At 63.2% G+C, this 20,548-nt stretch carries 20 protein-coding genes; 13 read left to right on the top strand and 7 right to left on the bottom strand.

Annotated features, from left to right (window positions below):
• Positions 1-35 precede the first annotated feature (35 nt).
• The 3 genes from ACH6CX_RS05535 to ACH6CX_RS05545 form a co-directional block, all read right to left on the bottom strand.
• Positions 36-1,184, bottom strand: a complete 1,149-nt coding sequence (locus ACH6CX_RS05535) for an RNA polymerase sigma factor RpoD/SigA (RefSeq protein WP_232941737.1) — start codon at positions 1,182-1,184, stop codon at positions 36-38.
• Between the two features lie 133 nt (positions 1,185-1,317).
• Positions 1,318-1,995, bottom strand: coding sequence for a YceI family protein (locus ACH6CX_RS05540; RefSeq protein ID WP_396675107.1), 678 nt, complete (start codon positions 1,993-1,995; stop codon positions 1,318-1,320).
• A 102-nt stretch (positions 1,996-2,097) separates the two neighbouring features.
• Complete coding sequence (locus ACH6CX_RS05545) at positions 2,098-2,520, bottom strand: hypothetical protein (protein WP_232941739.1); 423 nt, start codon at positions 2,518-2,520, stop codon at positions 2,098-2,100.
• A 154-nt stretch (positions 2,521-2,674) separates the two neighbouring features.
• Between ACH6CX_RS05545 and ACH6CX_RS05550 the strand changes: the two genes are divergently transcribed.
• Positions 2,675-3,061 carry a hypothetical protein gene (locus ACH6CX_RS05550; RefSeq protein WP_232941740.1) on the top strand — a complete coding sequence of 129 codons (387 nt, stop codon included), beginning with the start codon at positions 2,675-2,677 and terminating at the stop codon, positions 3,059-3,061.
• A 104-nt stretch (positions 3,062-3,165) separates the two neighbouring features.
• Positions 3,166-3,558, top strand: coding sequence for a VOC family protein (locus ACH6CX_RS05555; protein ID WP_232941741.1), 393 nt, complete (start codon positions 3,166-3,168; stop codon positions 3,556-3,558).
• A gap of 2 nt (positions 3,559-3,560) precedes the next feature.
• On the opposite strand, the gene ACH6CX_RS05560 is transcribed toward ACH6CX_RS05555, so the two are convergent.
• From ACH6CX_RS05560 to ACH6CX_RS05575, 4 genes are all read right to left on the bottom strand, one after another.
• A complete protein-coding gene (locus ACH6CX_RS05560; RefSeq protein ID WP_396675188.1) occupies positions 3,561-4,304 on the bottom strand; it encodes a YciK family oxidoreductase in 744 nt (247 codons plus the stop codon).
• 60 nt (positions 4,305-4,364) lie between these two features.
• Complete coding sequence (locus ACH6CX_RS05565) at positions 4,365-5,030, bottom strand: HAD-IA family hydrolase (RefSeq protein WP_232941743.1); 666 nt, start codon at positions 5,028-5,030, stop codon at positions 4,365-4,367.
• A 16-nt stretch (positions 5,031-5,046) separates the two neighbouring features.
• Positions 5,047-5,748, bottom strand: a complete 702-nt coding sequence (gene ubiG / locus ACH6CX_RS05570) for a bifunctional 2-polyprenyl-6-hydroxyphenol methylase/3-demethylubiquinol 3-O-methyltransferase UbiG (protein WP_237063720.1) — start codon at positions 5,746-5,748, stop codon at positions 5,047-5,049.
• 85 nt (positions 5,749-5,833) lie between these two features.
• A complete protein-coding gene (locus tag ACH6CX_RS05575) occupies positions 5,834-7,177 on the bottom strand; it encodes a TRZ/ATZ family hydrolase (protein WP_396675111.1) in 1,344 nt (447 codons plus the stop codon).
• 259 nt (positions 7,178-7,436) lie between these two features.
• Between ACH6CX_RS05575 and gyrA the strand changes: the two genes are divergently transcribed.
• From gyrA to ACH6CX_RS05630, 11 genes are all read left to right on the top strand, one after another.
• Complete coding sequence (gene gyrA, locus ACH6CX_RS05580) at positions 7,437-10,007, top strand: DNA gyrase subunit A (RefSeq protein WP_232941746.1); 2,571 nt, start codon at positions 7,437-7,439, stop codon at positions 10,005-10,007.
• Between the two features lie 169 nt (positions 10,008-10,176).
• Positions 10,177-11,256, top strand: a complete 1,080-nt coding sequence (gene serC / locus ACH6CX_RS05585) for a 3-phosphoserine/phosphohydroxythreonine transaminase (protein ID WP_232941747.1) — start codon at positions 10,177-10,179, stop codon at positions 11,254-11,256.
• A 31-nt stretch (positions 11,257-11,287) separates the two neighbouring features.
• A complete protein-coding gene (gene pheA, locus ACH6CX_RS05590) occupies positions 11,288-12,391 on the top strand; it encodes a prephenate dehydratase (RefSeq protein WP_237063718.1) in 1,104 nt (367 codons plus the stop codon).
• Positions 12,391-14,622 (top strand): bifunctional prephenate dehydrogenase/3-phosphoshikimate 1-carboxyvinyltransferase, encoded by a 2,232-nt coding sequence (locus ACH6CX_RS05595; RefSeq protein ID WP_334078547.1) that lies wholly within the window; start codon positions 12,391-12,393, stop codon positions 14,620-14,622. The genes pheA and ACH6CX_RS05595 overlap by 1 nt, the downstream gene beginning before the upstream one ends.
• A gap of 81 nt (positions 14,623-14,703) precedes the next feature.
• The gene (gene cmk, locus ACH6CX_RS05600; protein ID WP_396675114.1) at positions 14,704-15,396 is read left to right on the top strand and encodes a (d)CMP kinase; all 693 of its coding nucleotides are present in this window, start codon (positions 14,704-14,706) and stop codon (positions 15,394-15,396) included.
• A gap of 182 nt (positions 15,397-15,578) precedes the next feature.
• Entirely contained in the window at positions 15,579-17,258 is a 1,680-nt protein-coding gene (rpsA, locus tag ACH6CX_RS05605) for a 30S ribosomal protein S1 (RefSeq protein ID WP_232941751.1), read from the top strand.
• A gap of 141 nt (positions 17,259-17,399) precedes the next feature.
• Entirely contained in the window at positions 17,400-17,708 is a 309-nt protein-coding gene (gene ihfB, locus ACH6CX_RS05610; protein ID WP_232941752.1) for an integration host factor subunit beta, read from the top strand.
• A gap of 55 nt (positions 17,709-17,763) precedes the next feature.
• Positions 17,764-18,072: a LapA family protein gene (locus ACH6CX_RS05615; RefSeq protein WP_237063714.1), complete on the top strand. Its 309-nt coding sequence runs from the start codon at positions 17,764-17,766 to the stop codon at positions 18,070-18,072.
• A gap of 1 nt (position 18,073) precedes the next feature.
• The gene (gene lapB / locus ACH6CX_RS05620; protein WP_232941754.1) at positions 18,074-19,264 is read left to right on the top strand and encodes a lipopolysaccharide assembly protein LapB; all 1,191 of its coding nucleotides are present in this window, start codon (positions 18,074-18,076) and stop codon (positions 19,262-19,264) included.
• Between the two features lie 63 nt (positions 19,265-19,327).
• The gene (gene pyrF, locus ACH6CX_RS05625) at positions 19,328-20,032 is read left to right on the top strand and encodes an orotidine-5'-phosphate decarboxylase (RefSeq protein ID WP_396675117.1); all 705 of its coding nucleotides are present in this window, start codon (positions 19,328-19,330) and stop codon (positions 20,030-20,032) included.
• A 123-nt stretch (positions 20,033-20,155) separates the two neighbouring features.
• Positions 20,156-20,476, top strand: coding sequence for a helix-hairpin-helix domain-containing protein (locus ACH6CX_RS05630; RefSeq protein WP_232941756.1), 321 nt, complete (start codon positions 20,156-20,158; stop codon positions 20,474-20,476).
• The last annotated feature ends 72 nt before the right edge of the window (positions 20,477-20,548 follow it).

Consider the following 20,548-nt stretch of genomic DNA (forward strand, 5'->3'; position numbering starts at 1 on the left):
CGGCAGTCGGGGGGCTGGTGCGTTGCGGTGGCGCGTCAGCGCCACTGCCGTTTGAGCTGTCGCAAGGCGTCGGAATGCAATTGGCGCGCGCGTTCCTGGCTGAGCCCAAGCTGTTCACCGATGACCCGGAAAGAGCAGTCGCGGTCAGAGAGCAGGCCATAGCGCAGGTTGAGAACGGTGCGCTGTCGTGCCGGCAGGCGCGCCACTGCCTCGCGCAACCTCTCCGCCAGTTCCTGGTTGGTGACCAGTTCATCGGTGTTGTAGAGCTCGTCCGCCGGCGCGTAGTCGAGGCGCGTACTGCTCTGGTCCTCGGCCACCGGCTCATCGAGGGAGCCCGTGGGGCCGGGTAGCTTGAGCAGGCTCTGGACGCGCTCCAGGTCGAGCCCGGTGTGTTGCGCCAGGTTCTCGTCCGATGCCGGGAGGCCCTCAGCCCGCACTTCGGCGATGGCCCGGTAGATAGCGCGCAGGTCATCCTGCACATTGGCCGGTTGGCGCACTAGGTCATCGTTGCGGCGCAGGGCGAGCTGGATTTCCTGCTGGATCCACCAGTACGCATAGGTGGAAAAGCGGTAGCCCATCTGCGGCTTGAAGCGCTCGATGGCTTTCATCAGCCCGACGTTGCCCTCCTGGATCAGGTCAATAAAAGGCACTGCCGGGTTGCGGAAGCGTTTGGCGATGGCGATGACCAGCCGCAGGTTGCACTGGATGAGTTTCTTGCGCTGTTCCTGGAATCGCCGCAGCAGGCTTTGCAGGGAACTGCGGTCGCGCCGGGACAGTTTGCCGGTATCGAGCAGCTCGCGGGCGCGGGCGATAATCAGCCCATGGTCGTAGGCCCCGGTGCTGCCGCGCTGTTCGACCCCTTCGCTGCGTAACTCCACCAGTTCCGTGCCGCGTTTTTGCAGCAGGGCAATCAACTTGTCCTCCAGCTCGCGGAGCAGGGACGTGGTGGTGTTTTCCTCCTCGGGGGTCAGGAGCTGCAGCCGATACAGGTGCTTGAGGTAATTCTGCATCGGTGAGCCGCCGCTCTCCGCCGTGCGATCCTCCCGGGCAGGTTCGTCTTTCCCTGCCGGCGCGGCAGATTCGACGGGGCTTTCGGTACCTTCCGCGTCAGCATCGCGGGAGAATGACTCGTCTGTGTCCTTCAGCCATGCTTCATCCCTTGAGTGAAAGTTTTCGCGGGACAAGTGACTACACCTTCTGTTGGCCTTGTGACTGACAGCACGCCGGCCCGCGAAGGGCGATGGCGCCTGTTTCTTCATTGAATATAGAAGAGTGTTGAATGGTGCGCCGGACTATTGGTGACCGAAAGGTTTTGTTTCACTCCCGCCGGGAATGGGCTGGGCGTGGTCCCTGCGCCTGGATATCGAAAGTGAAATCGATGCGCTCCGCGACCCGCAGCGCCCCCATGGCGGCGCTGAATGGCCGCAGTCCCAGCTGGCGGTGAGTGAGGCTGAAGTTCCCCCGGGCTCGCAGGCCCCGGCCTGTGCGCTGCACGGTGGCCGGCACCAGCACGCGGACCTGCCGGCCGGCGATGGTAATGTCCACGGGTATGGTGAGCTGGTGCGGGCCTCGGCCGGTGGGAATGCTGGCGCTGCCGCTGAGGCGGATCTGTCCGAAGCGCGCGCTGTTGAGTAGTGCGGGGCCGAGCATATTGGCCCGGGTGGCGGCCCTGTCGCGGGCAGAGAGGCCGGAATCGAAGTCGGGCCCATAGCGGCGTCGCAGTACGGGATTATCGACCTCCAGGCGGGATACCGGGAATGCCAGGTTAAAGCGGGCGCTGCCGTCCGGGGCGAGGTCCACCTGGCCGGAGAGGCCGTGGGCGGCGATGACGTGGTTGTGGCCCAGCCGGCCCAGCGGGCCGCTGCGGTAGACGCGCCAGTGCAGGTCGGATTGGCCCGGGTCGATGGTATAGGCTTGCGTGGCCGCCCAGGCGCTGCCGGGGATCAACCACAGCAGGCACAGGCCGATGAGCGGGACAGGGAAGCTCCCCGGCATCTGGACACCATTTTCTTCCTGCTCTGCAGGAAGCGTAGCCTGCTGCCCGCCCCTTGCCGGAGTTGGCGCCGGCGGTCGTTACCGGGTGGCCCAGGCGGGAGTTCAGCGAACGCGCTTTACGCGGATAGAGCGGCCTCCATCGGCATCGCGCATGAAGAAAGAGCCAAACAGGCCGCGATCCACTTCCACCTGCTGGCCCGCTTCCCAGCTGACAAACTTGCTGTCATTCTGTCGCCAGACCTGGCCGTTCTCCAGGTAGAAAATGTGTTTGCCGTACGCCCCTTCCTCGACCTTCTCTATGGTCGCGACAATGGACTCGGGCGCCTCTCTGGTGGCGGCCTCCTGCTCTTTGCCGAAGTTCTTCCTGGCCAGTTCATCCAGGGAGCCGGCCACCCGGTCAAAGCAGGCAAGTCGCTCTGCGTCCGCCTCAATCCCGGCGCAGTCGCGCAACTGTTGTGGCAGGGGATCTGCCTGGGCGAGGGCGGGGCACAGGGCCAGGAGGGCGAGGAGGGTGATCTTGCGCATGGGTACCGTCATTCCATTCATTTGGCGGAAATTCTGCCGATAAAGTGTGTCCCTGACAAATGAAAATGTGCTTTGAGTCACGTCCCGAGCCCGGGTGACATGGAACAATAAGCCACTCAATAACCATAAATTCACGCTATTCAGGGGTCGGAAAATGAAAAAGCTCATTATTCCAGCAATCGTAATTGCCGCGGTCGGTGGCTATCTTTACTACCAGAACCAGCAGGCGGCGCCCGAGGCCGATATCGCGCAGGAAGTTGAATCTGCGGTTGAAGAGGCCGGGGCTGCGGTTGAGGAAACCGCCGAAAAGGCAGAGGAAGGCGTAATGGCCTCCAATGACATGGCGGGCGCCGAAGGCGACGTTTTTGCTGACCCGGCAAATATGGCCGAGGAAGCTGAAGAAATGGCCGAGGAAACCATGGATGCCGCCGAGGAAATGGCGGAAGAGTCCATGGACGCCGCCGAGGAAGCCGCGGACACCGTGGCTGATGAAGCGGAAGAGGCTGCTGAAGAGGTGATGGACGAAATGCCCGAGGAGTGATGGCATATCGCGGGATATCCCTCCCTCACCGAGAATACCCGGGCCAGGCCCGGGTATTTTTTTGTCCGGCGAAAACCCGCCACCGGCAAACTGGAGCCACCTCCATGAATCTCAACCAGGTAACACTCCCGGCTTCCGACATGGCCGTGTCCTGCCTCTTCTATCGCCGCCTGGGATTTACCCAGATCGTCGATACCCCGCACTATGCGCGCTTCGAGTGCCCGCATGGCGGCGCGACATTCTCACTCGCCCTGGCGGAGGGGGAGTTTTGTAATGGCGCGGTCATCTATTTTGAGTTGGAAGACCTGGACGAGCGGGTGGCCGTGCTGCGGGAGCGGGGGATAGAGTTTACCCAGTTGCCACAGGACATGCCCTGGTTGTGGCGGGAGGCTGTGTTGTTTGACCCGGCTGGCAACAAGGTCAAGTTATACCGGGCCGGTGATAACCGGCGCTACCCGCCCTGGCGGGTAGCGCCCGGGTCTCCCGGAAGCGCTTAGCCTTAGCCCTGGGCGTTGAACTGCCGCCCGTTGACGTCGCGGCTGTCGTCCCCCATCAGGTACAGGTAGGTGGGCATAAGGTCTTCCGGCGCGGTCACGCCCTTGGGATCCTCGGCAGGGTAGGCTGCCGCCCGCATATTGGTGCGGGTGGCACCGGGGTTGATGCTGTTGACGCGGATGCTGGAAACCCCGTCCATCTCATCGGCCAGCACCTCCATCAGGCCCTCGGTGGCGAACTTGGACACCGCGTAGGCTCCCCAGAAGGCGCGCCCCTTGCGGCCCACGCTGGAGCTGGTGAATACGATGGAGCCGGCTTCGGATTTTTCCAGCATGGGCAACAGGGTCTTGGTGAGGCCGAACGCCGCATTCACGTTGACCTGCATGACCTGTTCCCAGGTGCCGTAGTGGTAGTTGGCGATGGGCGTGCGTTGTCCCAGCAGGCTGGCATTGTGCAGTAGCCCGTCCAGGCGCCCGAATTCCTGGTCTACCGCTTCGGCGAAATGCTCGAAGTTCTCGATCCGGGACTGTGCCAGGTCCATGGGGAAGATCGCCGGTTGCGGCCCGCCGGCGGCCTCGATTTCGTCGTACACCTGCTCCAGCTTCTGGGTCGTGCGTCCCAGCAGGATCACCGTGGCGCCGTGGGCGGCAAAGGTCCTGGCGGCGGTGCGGCCGATGCCATCACCGGCGCCGGTGACCAGGATAACCTTGTCCCGGAGCAGGTCCGGGGCGGGGGAGTAGTCGCCGATAGTTTCGGGCATGGGGAGTCCTGTCTCCTGTCCTTTCGTTGTTAGGGGCGCCGGGGCGAATCAGGCCCGGAGGTAGCTTTCCTTCAGCAGGGGCCAGATATCACCGGCCGACTCCACCAGGTGGTCCGCATTCCAGTTGGCGGCACTGTCGCCGGCATCGATATAGCCGTAGCTGCAGGCGATGGTAGGCATGCCGGCGGCGCGTCCAGCCTCGATATCCCGCACGTGGTCCCCCACGTAAATGGCTTCGGTGGGTTCGCAGCCGATCTGCGAGCAGGCCAGCAGGATGGGCTCGGGATGCGGCTTGCGGTTGGTCACATGGTCGGGGCAGACCACTGCGCCGGGTTCCGGCAGGTGGGAGAAGGCTTCCATCAGCGGCACCGTGTAGGTGGCCGGCTTATTGGTCACGACGCCCCAGGCGATATCGTTGGCTGCCAGCTGTCCCAGCAGTTCTTCAATACCCGGGAAAAGCACGGTCTCCACCGCCAGGTGGGTCAGGTAGAGGTCGAGGAAACGCTGGCGCAGGACCTCAAACGCCGGGTCACTGGCATCCCGGCCAAAGCCCAGGGACACCATGGCGCCGGCACCGTTGGAAACCACGGCGCGGATCTGGTCCGCCGGCAGTGGCGGCATCTTTTCCTGCTGGCGCAGCTGGTTCAACACCACGATAAAGTCGGGTGCGGTGTCAAAAAGGGTGCCGTCGAGGTCAAACAATACTGCTTTCATGGTACTTCCGGGGGAGTTACTGCATTTTCGTGGCGTGAACCAGGTAGTTCACGTCCACATCCCGAGGATTCAGCCTGTAGTTGCGGGTGACGGGATTGTAGGTCATGCCGGTGATGTCGCGCAGCTCCAGGTCCGCGTCACGTAGCCAGGCGCCCAGCTCCGAGGGGCGGATAAACTTGCCGTACTCGTGGGTGCCCTTGGGCAGCAGCCGCAATACGTATTCCGCGCCCACCACGGCAAAGAGCCAGCCCTTGGGGGTGCGGTTGATGGTGGAGAAGAACAGCTGGCCGCCGGGTTTTACCAGCCTGGCGCAGGCCCGTACCACCGAGGCGGGATCGGGGACATGCTCCAGCATCTCCAGGCAGGTCACGATATCGAAACTTTCCGGCTGCTTTTCCGCCAGCTCTTCCACCGGGATGCGCTGGTAATCCACCTCTGTGCCGCTTTCCAGGGCGTGGAGCCGGGCCACCTTCAGGGGTGCCTCGCCCATATCGATGCCCGTGACTGCCGCACCGCGTTGGGCCATGGCCTCGGTGAGGATGCCACCGCCGCAGCCCACGTCCAGCAGTGACCGGCCGGCCACCGGGGCCCGGCTGTCAATGTAATTGGCGCGCAGGGGGTTGATCTCGTGCAGGGGCTTGAACTCGCCCTCGCGGTCCCACCAGCGGCTGGCCAGTTGCTCGAATTTGGCGATTTCCGCCGGATCAACGTTGGTCATTCACTCTTCCAGTCATGGCCCGGTGCCCTGGGCCCGGGTTTCAGACAACTTGCAACGCGATTTGCTCCCGGCCGGCGCCGGTGCTTCAGCGTATCTCGCCCGCGATTCTATCACGCCAGTAGCGTGTCCGGAGAATCACATCGGTCTCGTTGAGACTCAGCAGTTCCCGCCGGCGCATCAGCGGCCGGCCGCTGACCCACACGTCACTGACATTGTGGCCGTTGCCGGTGTACACCAGCTGGGATACCGGGTCGTGCAGGGGTTGCTGCTCCAGGCCGCCGAGGTCGACCGCGGCCAGATCGGCGGACTTGCCCGGCTCCAGGCTGCCGATGACGTGGTCGATGCCCAGCGCGCGGGCGCCGTTGATGGTGGCCATTGCCAGCGCCTGCTGGGCGGGCAGCGCCTCCGCGCGGCCGCTGACCGCCTTGGCCAGCAGCGCCGCGGTGTTGGCCTCGGCCAGCAGGTCGAGGCTGTTGTTACTGGCCGCGCCGTCCGTACCCAGGGCCACATTGATGCCGCTGTCGAGCAGCTGCGCGGCCGGGCAGAAGCCCGAGGCCAGCTTCAGGTTGGACCTGGGGCAGTGCGCCACATGGGCGCCACTCTCCTGCAGCAGCTCGATGTCCCGGTCGCTGGTGGCGGTCATGTGCACGCAGAGTGTCTGGGGAGTCAGCAGCCCCAGGCGGGCCAGGCGCTCGGTGGGGCGCTCACCGGACTCCGCCAGCGCGCGTTCCACCTCGCCGGTGGTCTCGTGCAGGTGCATCTGTACCGGTACCTGCGCCTCGGCGGCGTAGACGGCGATCTTTTCCAGGGTCGCATCGCCCACGGTATACGGGGCGTGGGGGGCGAATACCACATCGATGCGCTCGTGGGAGCGATAATCGTCCCGCAGTGCCAGGCCTTTCTGCACGGCATCCTCGCCATCGCGGCTCCAGGGGGTGGGAAAGTCGATCACGGGGAAGGCAATCTGGGCCCGGATGCCGGCTTCCCGCGCCACCTCGGCGGTGGACTCGGGGAAGAAATACTGGTCGGAGAAGGTGGTGGTGCCCGAGCGCAGCATCTCGGCGATGGCCAGGCGGCTGCCATCGGCGACAAAGCCGGGCTCCACCCACTTCTGCTCGGTGGGCCAGATATGCTGCTGCAGCCATTCCATCAGCGGGCGGTCGTCGGCGAAGCCCCGCAGCAGGCTCATGGCGGCGTGAGTGTGGGTGTTGACCAGCCCCGGGATCAGCGCGTGCTGCCCCAGGTGAACTTCCTCGGCGGCGCTGTAGCGACTGCTCGCCTCGGCGGCGGGCAGCAGGGCGGCGATCCGGCCGCCATCCACAGCCAGTGCGCAGTCCTCGTAGACCCGCCCAGCGGGTATCACCGGGATGATCCAGCGGGCGTATATCAGGGTGTCAATCTGCTGGTGCTGGGGCCTGGAGGGTTGCATTGCGGTGCCTTTTTGCGGGATTGGGGGCGGTTGGTCAGGCCGTAGACTCTAGCCGCGGCCGGGGGCGCGGACAAGCCCGTGACCGGTGGTTACAGGGAACGTCCTACAGGGCGCCAATTGTGATAACATTGCGCGCTTGATCGATTCCCGGGCTCCCGGTGATGGGGCGGCTTGTGCGCCCGCTGGCGGATGCCTGTTGGCAGTCAGGCCCCGGGAGCTGTGGCGGCGGTGATAACTATTTAAGGAATGCCGGAAAAATATGGGCGAGCTAGCCAAAGAAATCTCTCCGATCAATATCGAAGAAGAACTCAAGCAGTCCTATCTCGACTATGCGATGAGCGTTATCGTGGGCCGCGCGCTACCGGACGTGCGCGATGGCCTGAAGCCGGTCCACCGGCGCGTACTCTTCGCCATGAACGAGCTCAAGAACGACTGGAACAAGCCGTACAAGAAGTCGGCGCGTGTAGTCGGTGATGTCATCGGTAAATACCACCCGCACGGTGACTCCGCGGTGTACGACACCATCGTGCGCATGGCGCAGCCCTTTTCCATGCGCTATACGCTGGTGGACGGCCAGGGCAACTTCGGCTCCATCGATGGCGACAGCCCGGCCGCCATGCGTTACACCGAGATCCGCATGGACAAGCTCGCCCACGAGCTGCTGTCCGACCTGGACAAGGAAACCGTCAATTTCATCGACAACTACGACGGTTCCGAGCAGATGCCGGAAGTGTTGCCGTCGCGGGTGCCCAACCTGCTGGTGAACGGTTCCTCCGGTATCGCCGTGGGTATGGCAACCAATATCCCGCCCCACAACATGGGCGAAGTGGTCAAGGCCTGCCTGGCCCTGATCGATAACCCGGATGTCACCATCGACGAGCTGATGGAGCACATCCCCGGTCCTGACCTGCCCACCGGCGCCATCATCAATGGCCGCGCCGGTATCCTGCAGGCCTACCGCACCGGTCGCGGGCGTATCTATGTGCGCGCCAAGGCCGAGGTGGTCCGCGACGACAAGGCCAACAAAGAAACCATCATAATTCACGAGATCCCCTACCAGCTGAACAAGGCGCGCCTGATCGAGCGCATTGCCGAGCTGGTGAAAGACAAGAAGATCGAGGGTATTTCCGAGCTGCGCGACGAGTCCGACAAGGACGGCCTGCGGGTGGTGATCGAGCTCAAGCGCGGCGAGCTGGGCGACGTGGTCCTGAACAACCTCTATTCCCAGACCCAGCTGGAAAGCGTGTTCGGCATCAACATGGTTGCGCTGGTGGACGGCCAGCCGAAGGTGCTGGACCTGAAGCAGCTGCTCGAGCACTTTGTCCGCCACCGCCAGGAAGTGGTTACCCGCCGCACCGTGTACCTGCTGCGCAAGGCGCGCGAGCGCGGGCATATCCTCGAGGGCCTGGCGATCGCCATCGCCAACATCGACCCGGTGATCGAACTGATCAAGTCCTCGGCTACCCCGGCGGACGCCCGTGAGGCGCTGCTGGCCAAGGGCTGGGCTGTGGGCGAGGTACAGCAGTTCCTGGAGCGCGCCGGCGCCGATGCCTGCCGCCCGGATGACCTGCCGACAGAGTTTGGCATGCGCGACGACGGCTCCTATTACCTGTCGCCGGCCCAGGCCCAGGCGATCCTGGAGCTGCGCCTGCACCGCCTGACCGGCATGGAGCACGACAAGCTGCTGGCCGAGTACAAGGAGCGACTGGAGCAGATCGCCGGGTACCTGCATATCCTGGGTAGTTTCGAGCGCCTGATGGAGGTGATTCGCGAGGAGCTGGAAGAGCTGGTGCGCGACTTCGGCGACGAGCGTCGCACCGAGATCGTGGCCTCCCGCCAGGACCTGACCGTCGAGGACCTGATCACCCCGGAAGACAAGGTGGTCACCATTTCCCATGGCGGCTACGCCAAGAGCCAGCCGCTGGCCGACTACCAGGCCCAGCGCCGCGGCGGTATGGGCAAGTCCGCCACCCAGGTGAAAGACGAGGACTTCGTCGAGCACCTGCTGATCGCGAACTCCCACGACACCATCCTGTGCTTCTCCAACAAGGGCAAGGTGTACTGGCTCAAGGTCTACGAAGTGCCCACCGCCGGCCGCGCCTCCCGCGGGCGGCCGATGGTCAACATGCTGCCGCTGGAGGACGACGAGCGTATCAGCAGCATGATGCCGGTGTCCGAATACGACGAGAACCACTACATTTTCTTTGCCACCGCCAACGGTACGGTGAAGAAGACCCCGCTGCCGGCCTTCTCGCGCCCCCGCACCGTCGGCCTGCGCGCGATCGAGCTGGAAGAGGGCGACCGCCTGGTGGCCACCGCCATCACCGATGGCCAGCGCGACGTGATGCTGTTGACCAGTGGCGGCAAGGCGGCGCGTTTCTCCGAGAGCAATGTGCGCTCCATGGGCCGTGTTTCACGCGGTGTGCGCGGTATTCGTATGCCCGAGGGCAAGTACGTGATCGCCATGGTGATCCCGGAAGAGGACGGCGCAGTAATGACCGTGACCGAAAACGGCTACGGTAAGCGTACACGGCTGGAGGACTTCCCCACCAAGGGCCGCGGTAACCAGGGTGTCATTGCCATCGCCGAGAGTGAGCGCAACGGCGAACTGGTGGGCGCCTGCCAGGTGCACCCGGGTGAGGAGATCATGCTGATTACCGACCAGGGAACCCTGGTGCGCACCCGTGTCGACGAGGTTTCCCTGCTCAGCCGCAACACCCAGGGCGTGCGGGTGATCCGGTTGAAGGAAGGGGAGCGGGTCCGGGGCCTGGCGCGAATCCAGGAGAGTGAGGACGAGGATGAGCAAGAGCAAGAGGGCGGTACAGAGTGACCGCTCCAGGCTTCCCCGAAAAAGGCTGCGATTTATCGCGGCCTTTTTCGACTCAGGGGCACTAAAAATCTCGTTCTGCAGTGATAGACCTTTCACGTAACTACCGTTTTTGCGTCCATCTATCTAGTTTTTTCTGTAACCATTTTTTTCAGGTGTTGGAATTCAATCGATGAGGAAATTCAATTTCTGTGCCGGTCCCGCTGCATTGCCGGAGCCGGTTTTGCGACAGGCGCAAGAAGAGTTGCTCGACTGGGGTGGTCGTGGCTGCTCGGTGATGGAGGTGAGCCATCGCTCGCCGGAATTCACCGAGGTTGCAGAAACCGCCGAGCAGGACCTGCGCGACCTGCTCGCCATTCCGGAAAATTACCGGGTCCTGTTCCTGCACGGTGGCGCCACGGCGCAGTTCAGTGCCGTGCCCTGGAACCTGTTCGGCGGCCCGGGCCGTGTTGCCGACTATATTTACACGGGTCAGTGGGCCAAGAAGGCAATCGCCGAGGCCCGCCGCTACGGCCCGGTCAACGTGGTGGCATCCAGCGAGGATCGCAACTTCAGCTACGCCCCCGGCCCGGACAGCTGGCAGGAGAGTGATGACGCCGCCTATTTTCATTACACGCCCAATGAAACCATCGGCGGGGTGGAGTTTGATTATGTGCCGGAGGTATCCAGCCCGCTGGTTGCGGATATGTCCTCCAATATCCTCTCGCGACCGATCCCGGTGGAAAAATTCGGCATGATCTACGCCGGTGCGCAGAAGAATATCGGCCCGTCCGGCATTGCGGTGGGCATTGTCCGTGACGACCTGCTGGACCGGGCAATGGACGGTATTCCCCGCAGCCTCAACTGGAAGGTGGCGGCGGATGCCGGCTCCATGGATAACACACCGCCCACTTTTGCCTGGTACCTGTCGGGGCTCGTGTTCAAGTGGCTGAAGGGGCGTGGCGGTGTCGCCGCAATGGAGGCGGAAAGCCGCCACAAGTCCTCCATGCTGTACGACTTTATCGATTCCAGTGATTTTTACTCGAGTCCGGTAGAGCCTGGAAGCCGCTCGCGCATGAATGTGCCGTTTGTGCTTGCGGATGACAGCCTGGACCGGGCTTTCCTCGAGCAGTCGGAGGCGGCCGGCCTGCTGAACCTGAAGGGCCACCGCTCGGTGGGCGGCATGCGCGCGTCGCTGTACAACGCCGTGCCGGTCGAGGCTGTAGAGGCGCTGGTAGCGTTTATGGCGGACTTCGAAAAACGGTTGGGATGAGTGATTAACAGGGAAAATTGTGAGCAAGGGGATGTCTGAAAAAACTTTGAATGCGGATCCGCGGCTGGTTGCGCTGCGTGATCGAATCGACGAAATCGACGGCAAGATCGCGGCACTGATCAGTGCCCGTGCCGAGTGCGCACTGGAAGTGGCCGAGGTGAAGAAGGCCACCGGGGCCAGCGCCCTGTATTACCGTCCCGAGCGCGAGGCCCAGGTCCTGCGGCGGGCCATGGAGCGCAACAAGGGGCCCCTGACCGACGAGGAAATGGCGCGCCTGTTCCGGGAGATCATGTCCGCCTGCCTGGCACTGGAAGAGCCGGTCAAGGTGGCCTACCTGGGCCCTGAGGGTACCTTTACCCAGCAGGCGGCGATCAAGCACTTCGGCCACTCCGCCGAGAGCCGGCCGCTGGCGGCCATCGATGAAGTGTTCCGCGAGGTGGAGGCCGGTGCAGTGGCGTACGGCGTGGTGCCGGTGGAGAATTCCACCGAGGGGGTGATCAACCACACCCTCGACAACTTCATGCACTCCAACCTGCACATCTGCGGCGAGGTGGAGCTGCGCATCCACCACCACCTGATGATCTCCGATATCACGCGGCCCGACGCCATCACGCGCATCTACTCCCATGCCCAGAGCCTGGCCCAGTGCCGCAAGTGGCTGGATGCCCATTATCCGCACGTGGAGCGGGTGGCGGTGGCCAGTAATGCGGAGGCCGCCAAGCGGGTCAAGGGTGAGTGGAATGCTGCAGCGATCGCCGGTGACATGGCGGCGGAGCTCTACGGCCTGAAGGTGCTGGCGGAAAAGATCGAGGACCGCCCCGACAACTCAACCCGCTTCCTGATCATCGGTTCCGAGCAGGTGCCTGCCAGCGGCGATGACAAGACCTCGCTGATGGTCTCCATGCGCAATGAACCCGGTGCACTGCACGACCTGCTGGCGCCATTCCAGCGCCATGAAATCGACCTGACGCGGGTCGAGACGCGCCCGTCGCAATCGGGCAACTGGACCTACGTGTTCTTTATCGACTTTATCGGCCACCGGGATGCCCCGGATGTGGCCGAGGCCCTGAGTGACGTTGGTGCCCGCGCCGCAGACCTGAAAGTCCTGGGATCCTACCCGCGCGGGGTATTGTGATGCCGGAGCCGATTGTCGGCCGCCTGGTGGTGGTGGGTATCGGGCTGATCGGTGGCAGCCTCGCACTGTCGCTGAAAGCCGCGGCGGCGTGCCGCGAAGTCATCGGCGTGGCACGGCGCAGGCAAACCTGCGAGCAGGCGATTGAGCTGGGGATCGTCGACCGGGCGGAGGTATCGCTGGAGAGCGTGTTGCCGGAGCTGGGTGAGGGCGACGTGATTTTTGTCGCAGTGCCCACCCTGGCAGTGCAGGGCGTATTCGAGGTGTTGCGCGACAGGCTGCCGGCCGGGGTCACTGTAACGGATGGTGCCAGCGTCAAGGGCAGCGTGGTGGAAGCCGCGGGCCGGGTGTGGGGGCGCCTGCCGGAGTTCCTGGTGCCGGGGCACCCCATTGCCGGGTCCGAGCAGAGCGGTGTTACCGCCGCCCGCGATGATCTCTATATCGCCCACCGGGTAATCCTCACCCCGCTTGCGGAGACCGCGGCAAGCCACTTTCAGCGCGTGGAGCGCATGTGGCAGGCCGCGGGCGCGGAAGTGCTGACCATGCCGGTGCGCGAGCACGACGAAGTGCTGGCGGCCACCAGCCACCTGCCGCACGTGATCGCCTATGGGCTGGTGGACACCCTGGCCCACGATGCCGAGAACGAGAACATCTTCCGTTATGCCGCTGGCGGCTTTCGCGACTTTACCCGGATCGCCTCCAGTGACCCCACTATGTGGCGGGACATCATGCTGGCGAATCGCGATGCCATCCTGGCGGCGATCGACCTCTACAGTGCCAATCTCTCCGAGCTGCGCGGTGCCATCGCCACCGGCGACAGCGACCGGTTGATGGGCATCTTCACCCGGGCCAAGGCGGCCCGGGATCACTTTACAAAAATGTTGGCCAAGAAAGCGTACACAGAAAATATGCAAGAACAGGAAGTGACCTTTATCGCGCGCCCCGGCGGCGCGGTTTCCGGCAGCCTGCGGGTGCCCGGTGACAAATCCATGTCCCATCGCTCGATTATGCTCGGTTCCCTTGCGGAGGGAGTGACCGAGGTGGAGGGGTTCCTCGAGGGGGAGGACGCGCTCGCCACCCTGCAGGCCTTCCGCGATATGGGGGTGGTCATCGAGGGGCCAGACAATGGCCGGGTGGTCATTCACGGGGTAGGCCTGCACGGCCTGCAGGCACCGCCGGGGCCCCTGTACCTGGGTAACTCCGGCACCTCGATGCGCCTGCTGGCGGGCCTGCTGGCGGGGCAGTCTTTCGATGTCACGCTGACCGGCGATGAGTCCCTGTCGAAGCGCCCGATGAACCGGGTCGCCGACCCGCTGCGGGAAATGGGGGCCGAGATCGGGACCGGGCCGGAGGGGCGCCCGCCCCTGAAAATTACCGGCGGCCGCGAGCTGCACGGTATCGATTACAGGCTGCCCATGGCCAGTGCCCAGGTAAAGTCCTGTGTGCTGCTGGCGGGCCTGTATGCCGAGGGCGAGACCAGCACCACCGAACCGGCGCCGACCCGCGACCATACCGAGCGGATGCTCACGGGCTTTGGTTACGAGGTGCAGCGCGACGGGCCCCGGGCCAGCCTGCGTGGCGGTGGGCGCCTGCGGGGCGGCCGTATCGATGTGCCGGCCGATATCAGCTCCGCGACCTTCTTCATGGTGGCGGCGGCCATCGCGCCGGGGTCCGAGGTCTTGCTGGAGCACGTGGGTATCAATCCCACCCGCGACGGCGTGATCAATATCCTGCGGGCGATGGGGGCGGATATCGAGCTGCTCAATCGTCGCGAGGTGGGTGGAGAGCCGGTGGCGGACATCCGGGTGCGCCACGCGCCGCTGGCCGGTATCCGTATCCCCGAGGCCCAGGTGCCACTGGCGATTGACGAGTTCCCGGCCCTGTTTGTCGCCGCGGCCTGCGCTGCGGGCAAGACGGTCCTCACCGGCGCGGAGGAACTGCGGGTCAAGGAGAGTGACCGTATCCAGGCAATGGCGGACGGCCTCGAGATCCTGGGTGTGCGGGCAGAGCCGACGCCGGACGGAATCGTGATAGAGGGTGCCGGCGAAGGTGCGGTTTTTGATGGCGGCACAGTCGACAGCCTGGGTGATCACCGAATTGCCATGGCATTTGCGGTGGCATCTTTGCGCGCACGCGATACCATTCGCATCCAGAATTGTGCCAACGTGGCGACATCCTTCCCGGATTTCGTCCGCCTGGCACAGCGTGCCGGGATGAACCTGGCGCAGGAGTAGCGGCGGTTCCACCACTGTGGCCCCGGCCCGTGGCAGGGCTGCCGCCCCGCGAAGTAGTACCAGACAGAAGCACCCGACAATATGACAGACACTGAACAGCGGCCGCCGGTGGTGGCCATCGACGGGCCCAGCGGCTCCGGCAAGGGGACAATCGCCCGCCTGCTGGCGGAACAGCTGGGCTACAGCCTGCTGGATTCCGGCGCCCTGTACCGCCTTACCGCCCTGGCGGCACTGGAGCGCGAGGCCGACCTGAGCGATGAGGCTACGCTGACGGAGATCGCCGCCAACCTGGATATCCGCTTTGAACTGCACAATGGCGACACCGCCGCCATACTGGAGGGGCAGGATGTCAGCCGGGATATCCGCATGGAGCGTGTCAGCATGGCGGCATCGAAGGTAGCGGCCATGCCCGGTGTGCGGGCGGCTTTGCTGCAGCGCCAGCGGGACTTCCGCCAGTCCCCGGGGCTGGTGGCGGATGGGCGCGATATGGGCACCACGGTTTTTCCCGACGCGCCGGTCAAGGTCTTCCTGACCGCCAGCGCGGAAGAGCGCGCCCGGCGGCGCTTCGAGCAGTTGCGGGAGAAAGGGGTTTCTGTTAGCCTCCGCGACCTGCTGGAGGACATCCGCGCCCGTGACGCGCGCGATATGAACCGCGAGGCCTCCCCGCTGGCTCCCGCCGAAGACGCGGTTGAGCTGGACAGTACCGGGGTGGATATCGACGGTGTGCTACAGCAGGTAATGGGATTGGTTCGCGAGCGCATCGGTACCGGGTAGGGTACTACGCCGGGGCCACAGCCCAGAAAGAATTTCCAACGACAACGGCCGGGGTCAGCCAGAATCGCCCGGCCGTTGTTGTAATCTGACCCCGCGTGCTGGCAGCGCGGGTGGGGCCTTTGCTGGCGGTTGACTAGAATTCAATGTTGCCATCGGCTGGGTCCAGTTATATAGGTAATGTAATGAGCGAAAGCTTTGCTGATCTATTTGAAGAGAGCCTGAAAAGCGTAGAAATGGCCCCCGGTTCCATCGTGACCGGTGTGGTAATCGACGTGGACAAAGACTGGGTGACTGTACACGCCGGCCTGAAGTCTGAAGGTGTTATCCCCGCTTCCCAGTTCGCCGACGAGAACGGGGAAGTAAGCCTGCAGCCGGGCGACGAAGTACAGGTAGCCCTGGAAGCAGTTGAAGACGGTTTCGGTGAAACCCGTCTGTCCCGCGAGAAGGCCAAGCGCGCTGAAGCCTGGAAGATCCTCGACGCTGCCCACGCGGCCGACGAAGTGGTCAAGGGTGTTATCAGCGGCAAGGTCAAGGGTGGCTTTACCGTCGACGTATCCAACATCCGCGCGTTCCTGCCGGGTTCCCTGGTAGATGTGCGCCCGGTGCGCGACACTGCCCACCTGGAAGGCAAAGAGCTCGAGTTCAAGGTCATCAAGCTGGACGCCAAGCGCAACAACGTTGTGGTTTCCCGTCGTGCGGTCATGGAAGCGGCCAACAGCGAAGAGCGCGAAGCGCTGCTGGAAAGCCTGCAGGAAGGCATGACCATCAAGGGTATCGTGAAGAACCTGACCGACTACGGTGCCTTCGTGGACCTGGGCGGTATCGACGGCCTGCTGCACATCACCGACATGGCCTGGAAGCGCATCAAGCATCCGAGCGAGATCGTGAACGTTGGCGACGAGATCGAAGTCAAGGTTCTGAAGTTCGACCGCGAGCGCAGCCGTGTATCCCTGGGCCTGAAGCAGCTGGGCGAGGATCCGTGGGTCTCCATCAAGCAGCGTTACCCGGAAAACAGCCGCGTAAAAGCGACTGTGACCAACCTCACCGACTACGGCTGTTTCGCCGAGCTGGAAGAGGGCGTCGAGGGTCTGGTACACGTTTCCGAAATGGACTGGACCAACAAGAACATCCACCCGTCCAAGGTCGTCTCTGTTGGCGACGAGATCGAGGTGATGATCCTGGATATCGACGAAGAGCGTCGTCGTATTTCCCTGGGTATCAAGCAGTGCCAGGAAAACCCGTGGGATGCCTTCGCGCGTAAATACGCCAAGGGCGACAAGATTTCCGGCAAGATCAAGTCCATCACCGATTTCGGTATCTTCATCGGCCTGGACGGCAGCATCGACGGCCTGGTACACCTGTCCGATATCTCCTGGAACGAGTCCGGCGAAGACGCCGTGCGCAAGTTCAAGAAGGGCGACGAGATCGAGACCGTTATCCTGGGTATCGACTCCGATCGCGAGCGTATCTCCCTGGGTATCAAGCAGCTGGAGTCCGATCCGTTCACCGATTACGTGACTGCCAATGATCGCGGCACCATCGTGAAGGGCACCATCAAGGAAGTTGACGCCAAGCAGGCTGTCATCACCCTGGCGGACGAAGTCGAAGGCGTACTGCGCGCTTCCGAAATCAGCCGCGACAAGGTGGAAGATGCCCGCAACGTCCTGAAAGAAGGCGAAGAAGTAGAGACCAAGATCACCAGCGTGGATCGCAAGAACCGCGTGATCAGCCTCTCCATCAAAGCCAAGGACCAGGAAGACGAGAAGCAGGCCATCAAGGATCACAGCAAGAAGCAGGCTGAGCAGGTTCAGCCGGCGACTATCGGTGACCTGATCAAGGCCCAGATGAACAACAAAGACTGATAGTCTCTGGTTGTTGATCGCCCCGGGCTGATTGCCTGGGGTTATAAGAAAGCCGGACTGGGGTTGCCCAGTCCGGCTTTCTGTTACATGATTGCCCTCTAATCTAGAATAATCAATGACTTACACAAGGTTTAGGGGCGCATGACCAAGTCCGAGCTGATCGAAAGGATTGCGTTGAGGTTGGACCAGCTGCCAGTCAAAGATGTCGAGCTGGCGGTCAAAGTAATGTTGGATTCCATGTCGGATGTCCTCGCCAAGGGAGAGAGGATCGAGATCCGCGGGTTTGGCAGTTTTTCCCTGCACTACCGTGCACCGCGCACCGGCCGCAATCCCAAGACGGGAGACGCCGTGGCACTGGCAGGTAAATATGTGCCCCATTTCAAACCCGGTAAGGAATTGCGCGACAGGGTCAACCAGCGCATGCACGAAGAGACCATCTCCGAAGTATGATTGGCGGTATTTGCCGTCGTTGATTTGTTAGCCCTTGCCCGAGGCGGAGGTTCCCTTGTCATTCTTGCGCTGGCTATTGCGTATCCTGTACGGGGCCCTGGCCCTTATCTGTATCGCAATCGGTGTCTATTTCGCAGTCGATAACCCCCAGAGCATCGCGCCCCGGTTTGCCGGCCTGGTGATGCCGGAGGGCAGTGTGGGGTTCTGGTTGATCGGCGCTCTCCTGTTCGGGGTCCTGCTGGGCTTTATCGTCAGCCTGTTGCCACTCTATGCCGAGCGTCGCCGCGTGCGTGGATTACAGAAACAGCTGGACCGCACGGAAGAGGAACTCTACACGGTGCGCCGCAAGGTGTCCGGAGACTGATTTGGCCGATCTCACCTTTTTCTTTTTCCTGCTCGCTGCCATCGCGATTGGCTGGCTGCTGGGGCGCAGGAGCCTGAGAAAAAAGGCGGACTGCAGCGACCAGCAGCAGGCGCTTGCGCGCACCTATGTGCAGGGCCTGAACTACCTGCTGAGCGAGCAGCACGGCGACGCCATCGACAAGTTTATCGATTCGCTCGAGGTGAGCAGCACCACCTTCGATACCCATCTCGCCCTGGGCAACCTGCTGCGCAAGCGCGGCGAGCACGACCAGGCCATCCGCGTGCACCAGAACCTGCTGGCGCGTCCCAGCCTGGCCCGTAGCAGCCAGCACCGGGCACAGCTGGAGCTGGCCCGGGACTATATTGCCGCCGGCTGGCTCGACCGGGCCGAGCGCCTGCTGCAGGAGCTGGTGGAGTCCTCGCCGGATCTGCGCAATACCAGCCTTGAGCACCTGGTGGAGGTCTACCGGGACGAGCGTGAATGGGCCAAGGCGATCCACGCGGTGAACCTGCTGCACGGTCGCCGTTTCAAGCGGATGCCGGAAGACTGGGCCTCCATCCAGGCCCACTTCTGTTGCGAGCTGGCCGAGGATGCCATCAACGGCAAGGATTACCTGAGTGCCCGCAAGCATATCGATGCGGCACTGGGTTACGATCGCAGCTCGGCCCGCGGCAACCTGCTGTGGGCGCGACTTGAGTACCTGCTGGGGCGCCCGGAAGAGGCCATCAAGGCCCTGCAGAGGATCCCGCGGCAGAATCCCGACTATGTGCCCGAGATCCTCGACCTGCTGACCACCTGCTACGAGTCCCTGGGCGACGAGGCCGGGCTCGACCGCTACCTGGAGCAGCTACTGCGGGAGCACCCCACCAACAGCGTACTGATCAAGCTGACAGAGCGCATCGAGCGCCAGAAGAGTGAGGCAGAAGCGGCGGAATTTATGGGGCGCCAGCTGGCCGAGCGTCCCTCCCTGCGGGGGCTGGGGCACTTCCTGGACCTGCATATCGACAGCACCGAGGGGCGCGCGCGGGAGAACCTCTCCCTGCTCAAGACCCTGATTGACCAGCTGATTGCCTCCCGTCCCCACTATCGCTGCAATAACTGTGGTTTTTCCGGCAACCAGCTGCACTGGCTGTGCCCCAGCTGCAAGCACTGGGACACGGTGCGCTCGGTGAAAGGGGTAGAGGGGGAGTAGGGCAGCCGCCAGTGATCGTTTTATAATGCGCCGCAACGCAGCTTTCTTTTCAGAGGTAAGACATTGCAATCCCAGGTTTCTTCTCCCGTTATCGTCGCTCTCGACTACAACAACGCCGACCAGGCCCTGGCCATGGCGGACCAGCTGGATCCGGGCCTGTGCCGGGTCAAGGCGGGTAAAGAGCTGTTCACGGCAGCGGGACCGGAACTGGTGCGGGCGCTGGTGGGGCGCGGCTTTGAAGTCTTCCTCGATCTCAAATTCCACGATATCCCCAACACGGTAGCCGGTGCAGTGCGCGCGGCCGCCGACCTGGGTGTCTGGATGGTCAATGTCCATGCCAGCGGTGGCAGCCGTATGATGCGGGCCGCCATGGAGGCCATCGCCCCGCTGGGAGAGAAGCGGCCACTGCTGATCGGGGTGACAGTCCTTACCAGCACCGCCCCGGAAGAGCTGCCGGAGATCGGTGTCGAGCGACCGCTGCAGGAACAGGTTGAGGCACTGGCGAAGCTGGCGCAGGAGAGCGGCCTGGACGGCGTCGTGTGCTCGGCCCGTGAGGCCGGGGCCTTGAAGAAGCTCTGCGGAAAAGAGTTTGCGCTGGTGACCCCGGGCATTCGCCCCAGTGGTGCCGCTGCCGGCGACCAGCGTCGAATCGTCACCCCCCGCGACGCCCTCGATGGTGGCTCCGACTACCTGGTAATCGGCCGGCCGATTACCGCTGCCGAACAACCACTCGAAGCCCTTAAAGCAATACTCAAGGAAATTCAATAACCGTGTAAGCGCGTGTAATCAGGTTGCCCCCAAAGTTACCGGGAGAGCTGGTAGAGTCTGGCGTGTCCGGAGTCAAAGGCAGTCCCGGCGTCAAGGAGACCAATAAACGCTTGGAGGCACGATATGAAACTGATCCGTATCCCGTTGCTCGCACTTTTTGCAGTATTTGTCCTGGTCTACGGCTCGAGCTATGCCGTCGCAGACGAGGTGGCCGGCGATAAAGAGGCCGATGTGGCCGCGATGGCGGCGAGCACAATCAACATCAACCAGTCCACAGCGGAAGATATCGCCGCGGTGCTGGAGGGCGTTGGCCCGGTACGTGCAGAAATGATCATCAAATACCGGGAGGAAAACGGTCCTTTTACCTCGGTGGAGCAGCTGCTGGAGATAAAGGGGATCGGCACGGCGACTCTTGATAAGAATCGCGACAAAATTACGCTCTGAATTCGCTTTTGCGGTAGCTGTCGGTGTTTAAGTCAGAACTTTTCGACTAAGGTGGCCCGCAGTTCGAGTGAA

Source organism: Microbulbifer sp. JSM ZJ756 (genome assembly GCF_044383805.1).
Lineage (GTDB): Bacteria > Pseudomonadota > Gammaproteobacteria > Pseudomonadales > Cellvibrionaceae > Microbulbifer > Microbulbifer zhoushanensis.

Excerpts from the sequence above, each read along its gene's own strand:
- ACH6CX_RS05575 (WP_396675111.1), bottom strand. The coding sequence starts at position 7,177 with ATGCAACCCTCCAGGCCCCAGCACCAGCAGATTGACACCCTGATATAC.
- ACH6CX_RS05555 (WP_232941741.1), top strand. The coding sequence starts at position 3,166 with ATGAATCTCAACCAGGTAACACTCCCGGCTTCCGACATGGCCGTGTCC.
- gyrA (WP_232941746.1), top strand. The coding sequence starts at position 7,437 with ATGGGCGAGCTAGCCAAAGAAATCTCTCCGATCAATATCGAAGAAGAA.
- ubiG (WP_237063720.1), bottom strand. The coding sequence starts at position 5,748 with ATGACCAACGTTGATCCGGCGGAAATCGCCAAATTCGAGCAACTGGCC.
- ACH6CX_RS05545 (WP_232941739.1), bottom strand. The coding sequence starts at position 2,520 with ATGCGCAAGATCACCCTCCTCGCCCTCCTGGCCCTGTGCCCCGCCCTC.
- ACH6CX_RS05565 (WP_232941743.1), bottom strand. The coding sequence starts at position 5,030 with ATGAAAGCAGTATTGTTTGACCTCGACGGCACCCTTTTTGACACCGCA.
- cmk (WP_396675114.1), top strand. The coding sequence starts at position 14,704 with ATGACAGACACTGAACAGCGGCCGCCGGTGGTGGCCATCGACGGGCCC.
- ihfB (WP_232941752.1), top strand. The coding sequence starts at position 17,400 with ATGACCAAGTCCGAGCTGATCGAAAGGATTGCGTTGAGGTTGGACCAG.
- ACH6CX_RS05595 (WP_334078547.1), top strand. The coding sequence starts at position 12,391 with ATGCCGGAGCCGATTGTCGGCCGCCTGGTGGTGGTGGGTATCGGGCTG.
- rpsA (WP_232941751.1), top strand. The coding sequence starts at position 15,579 with ATGAGCGAAAGCTTTGCTGATCTATTTGAAGAGAGCCTGAAAAGCGTA.
- serC (WP_232941747.1), top strand. The coding sequence starts at position 10,177 with ATGAGGAAATTCAATTTCTGTGCCGGTCCCGCTGCATTGCCGGAGCCG.
- ACH6CX_RS05540 (WP_396675107.1), bottom strand. The coding sequence starts at position 1,995 with ATGCCGGGGAGCTTCCCTGTCCCGCTCATCGGCCTGTGCCTGCTGTGG.
- pheA (WP_237063718.1), top strand. The coding sequence starts at position 11,288 with ATGTCTGAAAAAACTTTGAATGCGGATCCGCGGCTGGTTGCGCTGCGT.
- ACH6CX_RS05630 (WP_232941756.1), top strand. The coding sequence starts at position 20,156 with ATGAAACTGATCCGTATCCCGTTGCTCGCACTTTTTGCAGTATTTGTC.
- ACH6CX_RS05550 (WP_232941740.1), top strand. The coding sequence starts at position 2,675 with ATGAAAAAGCTCATTATTCCAGCAATCGTAATTGCCGCGGTCGGTGGC.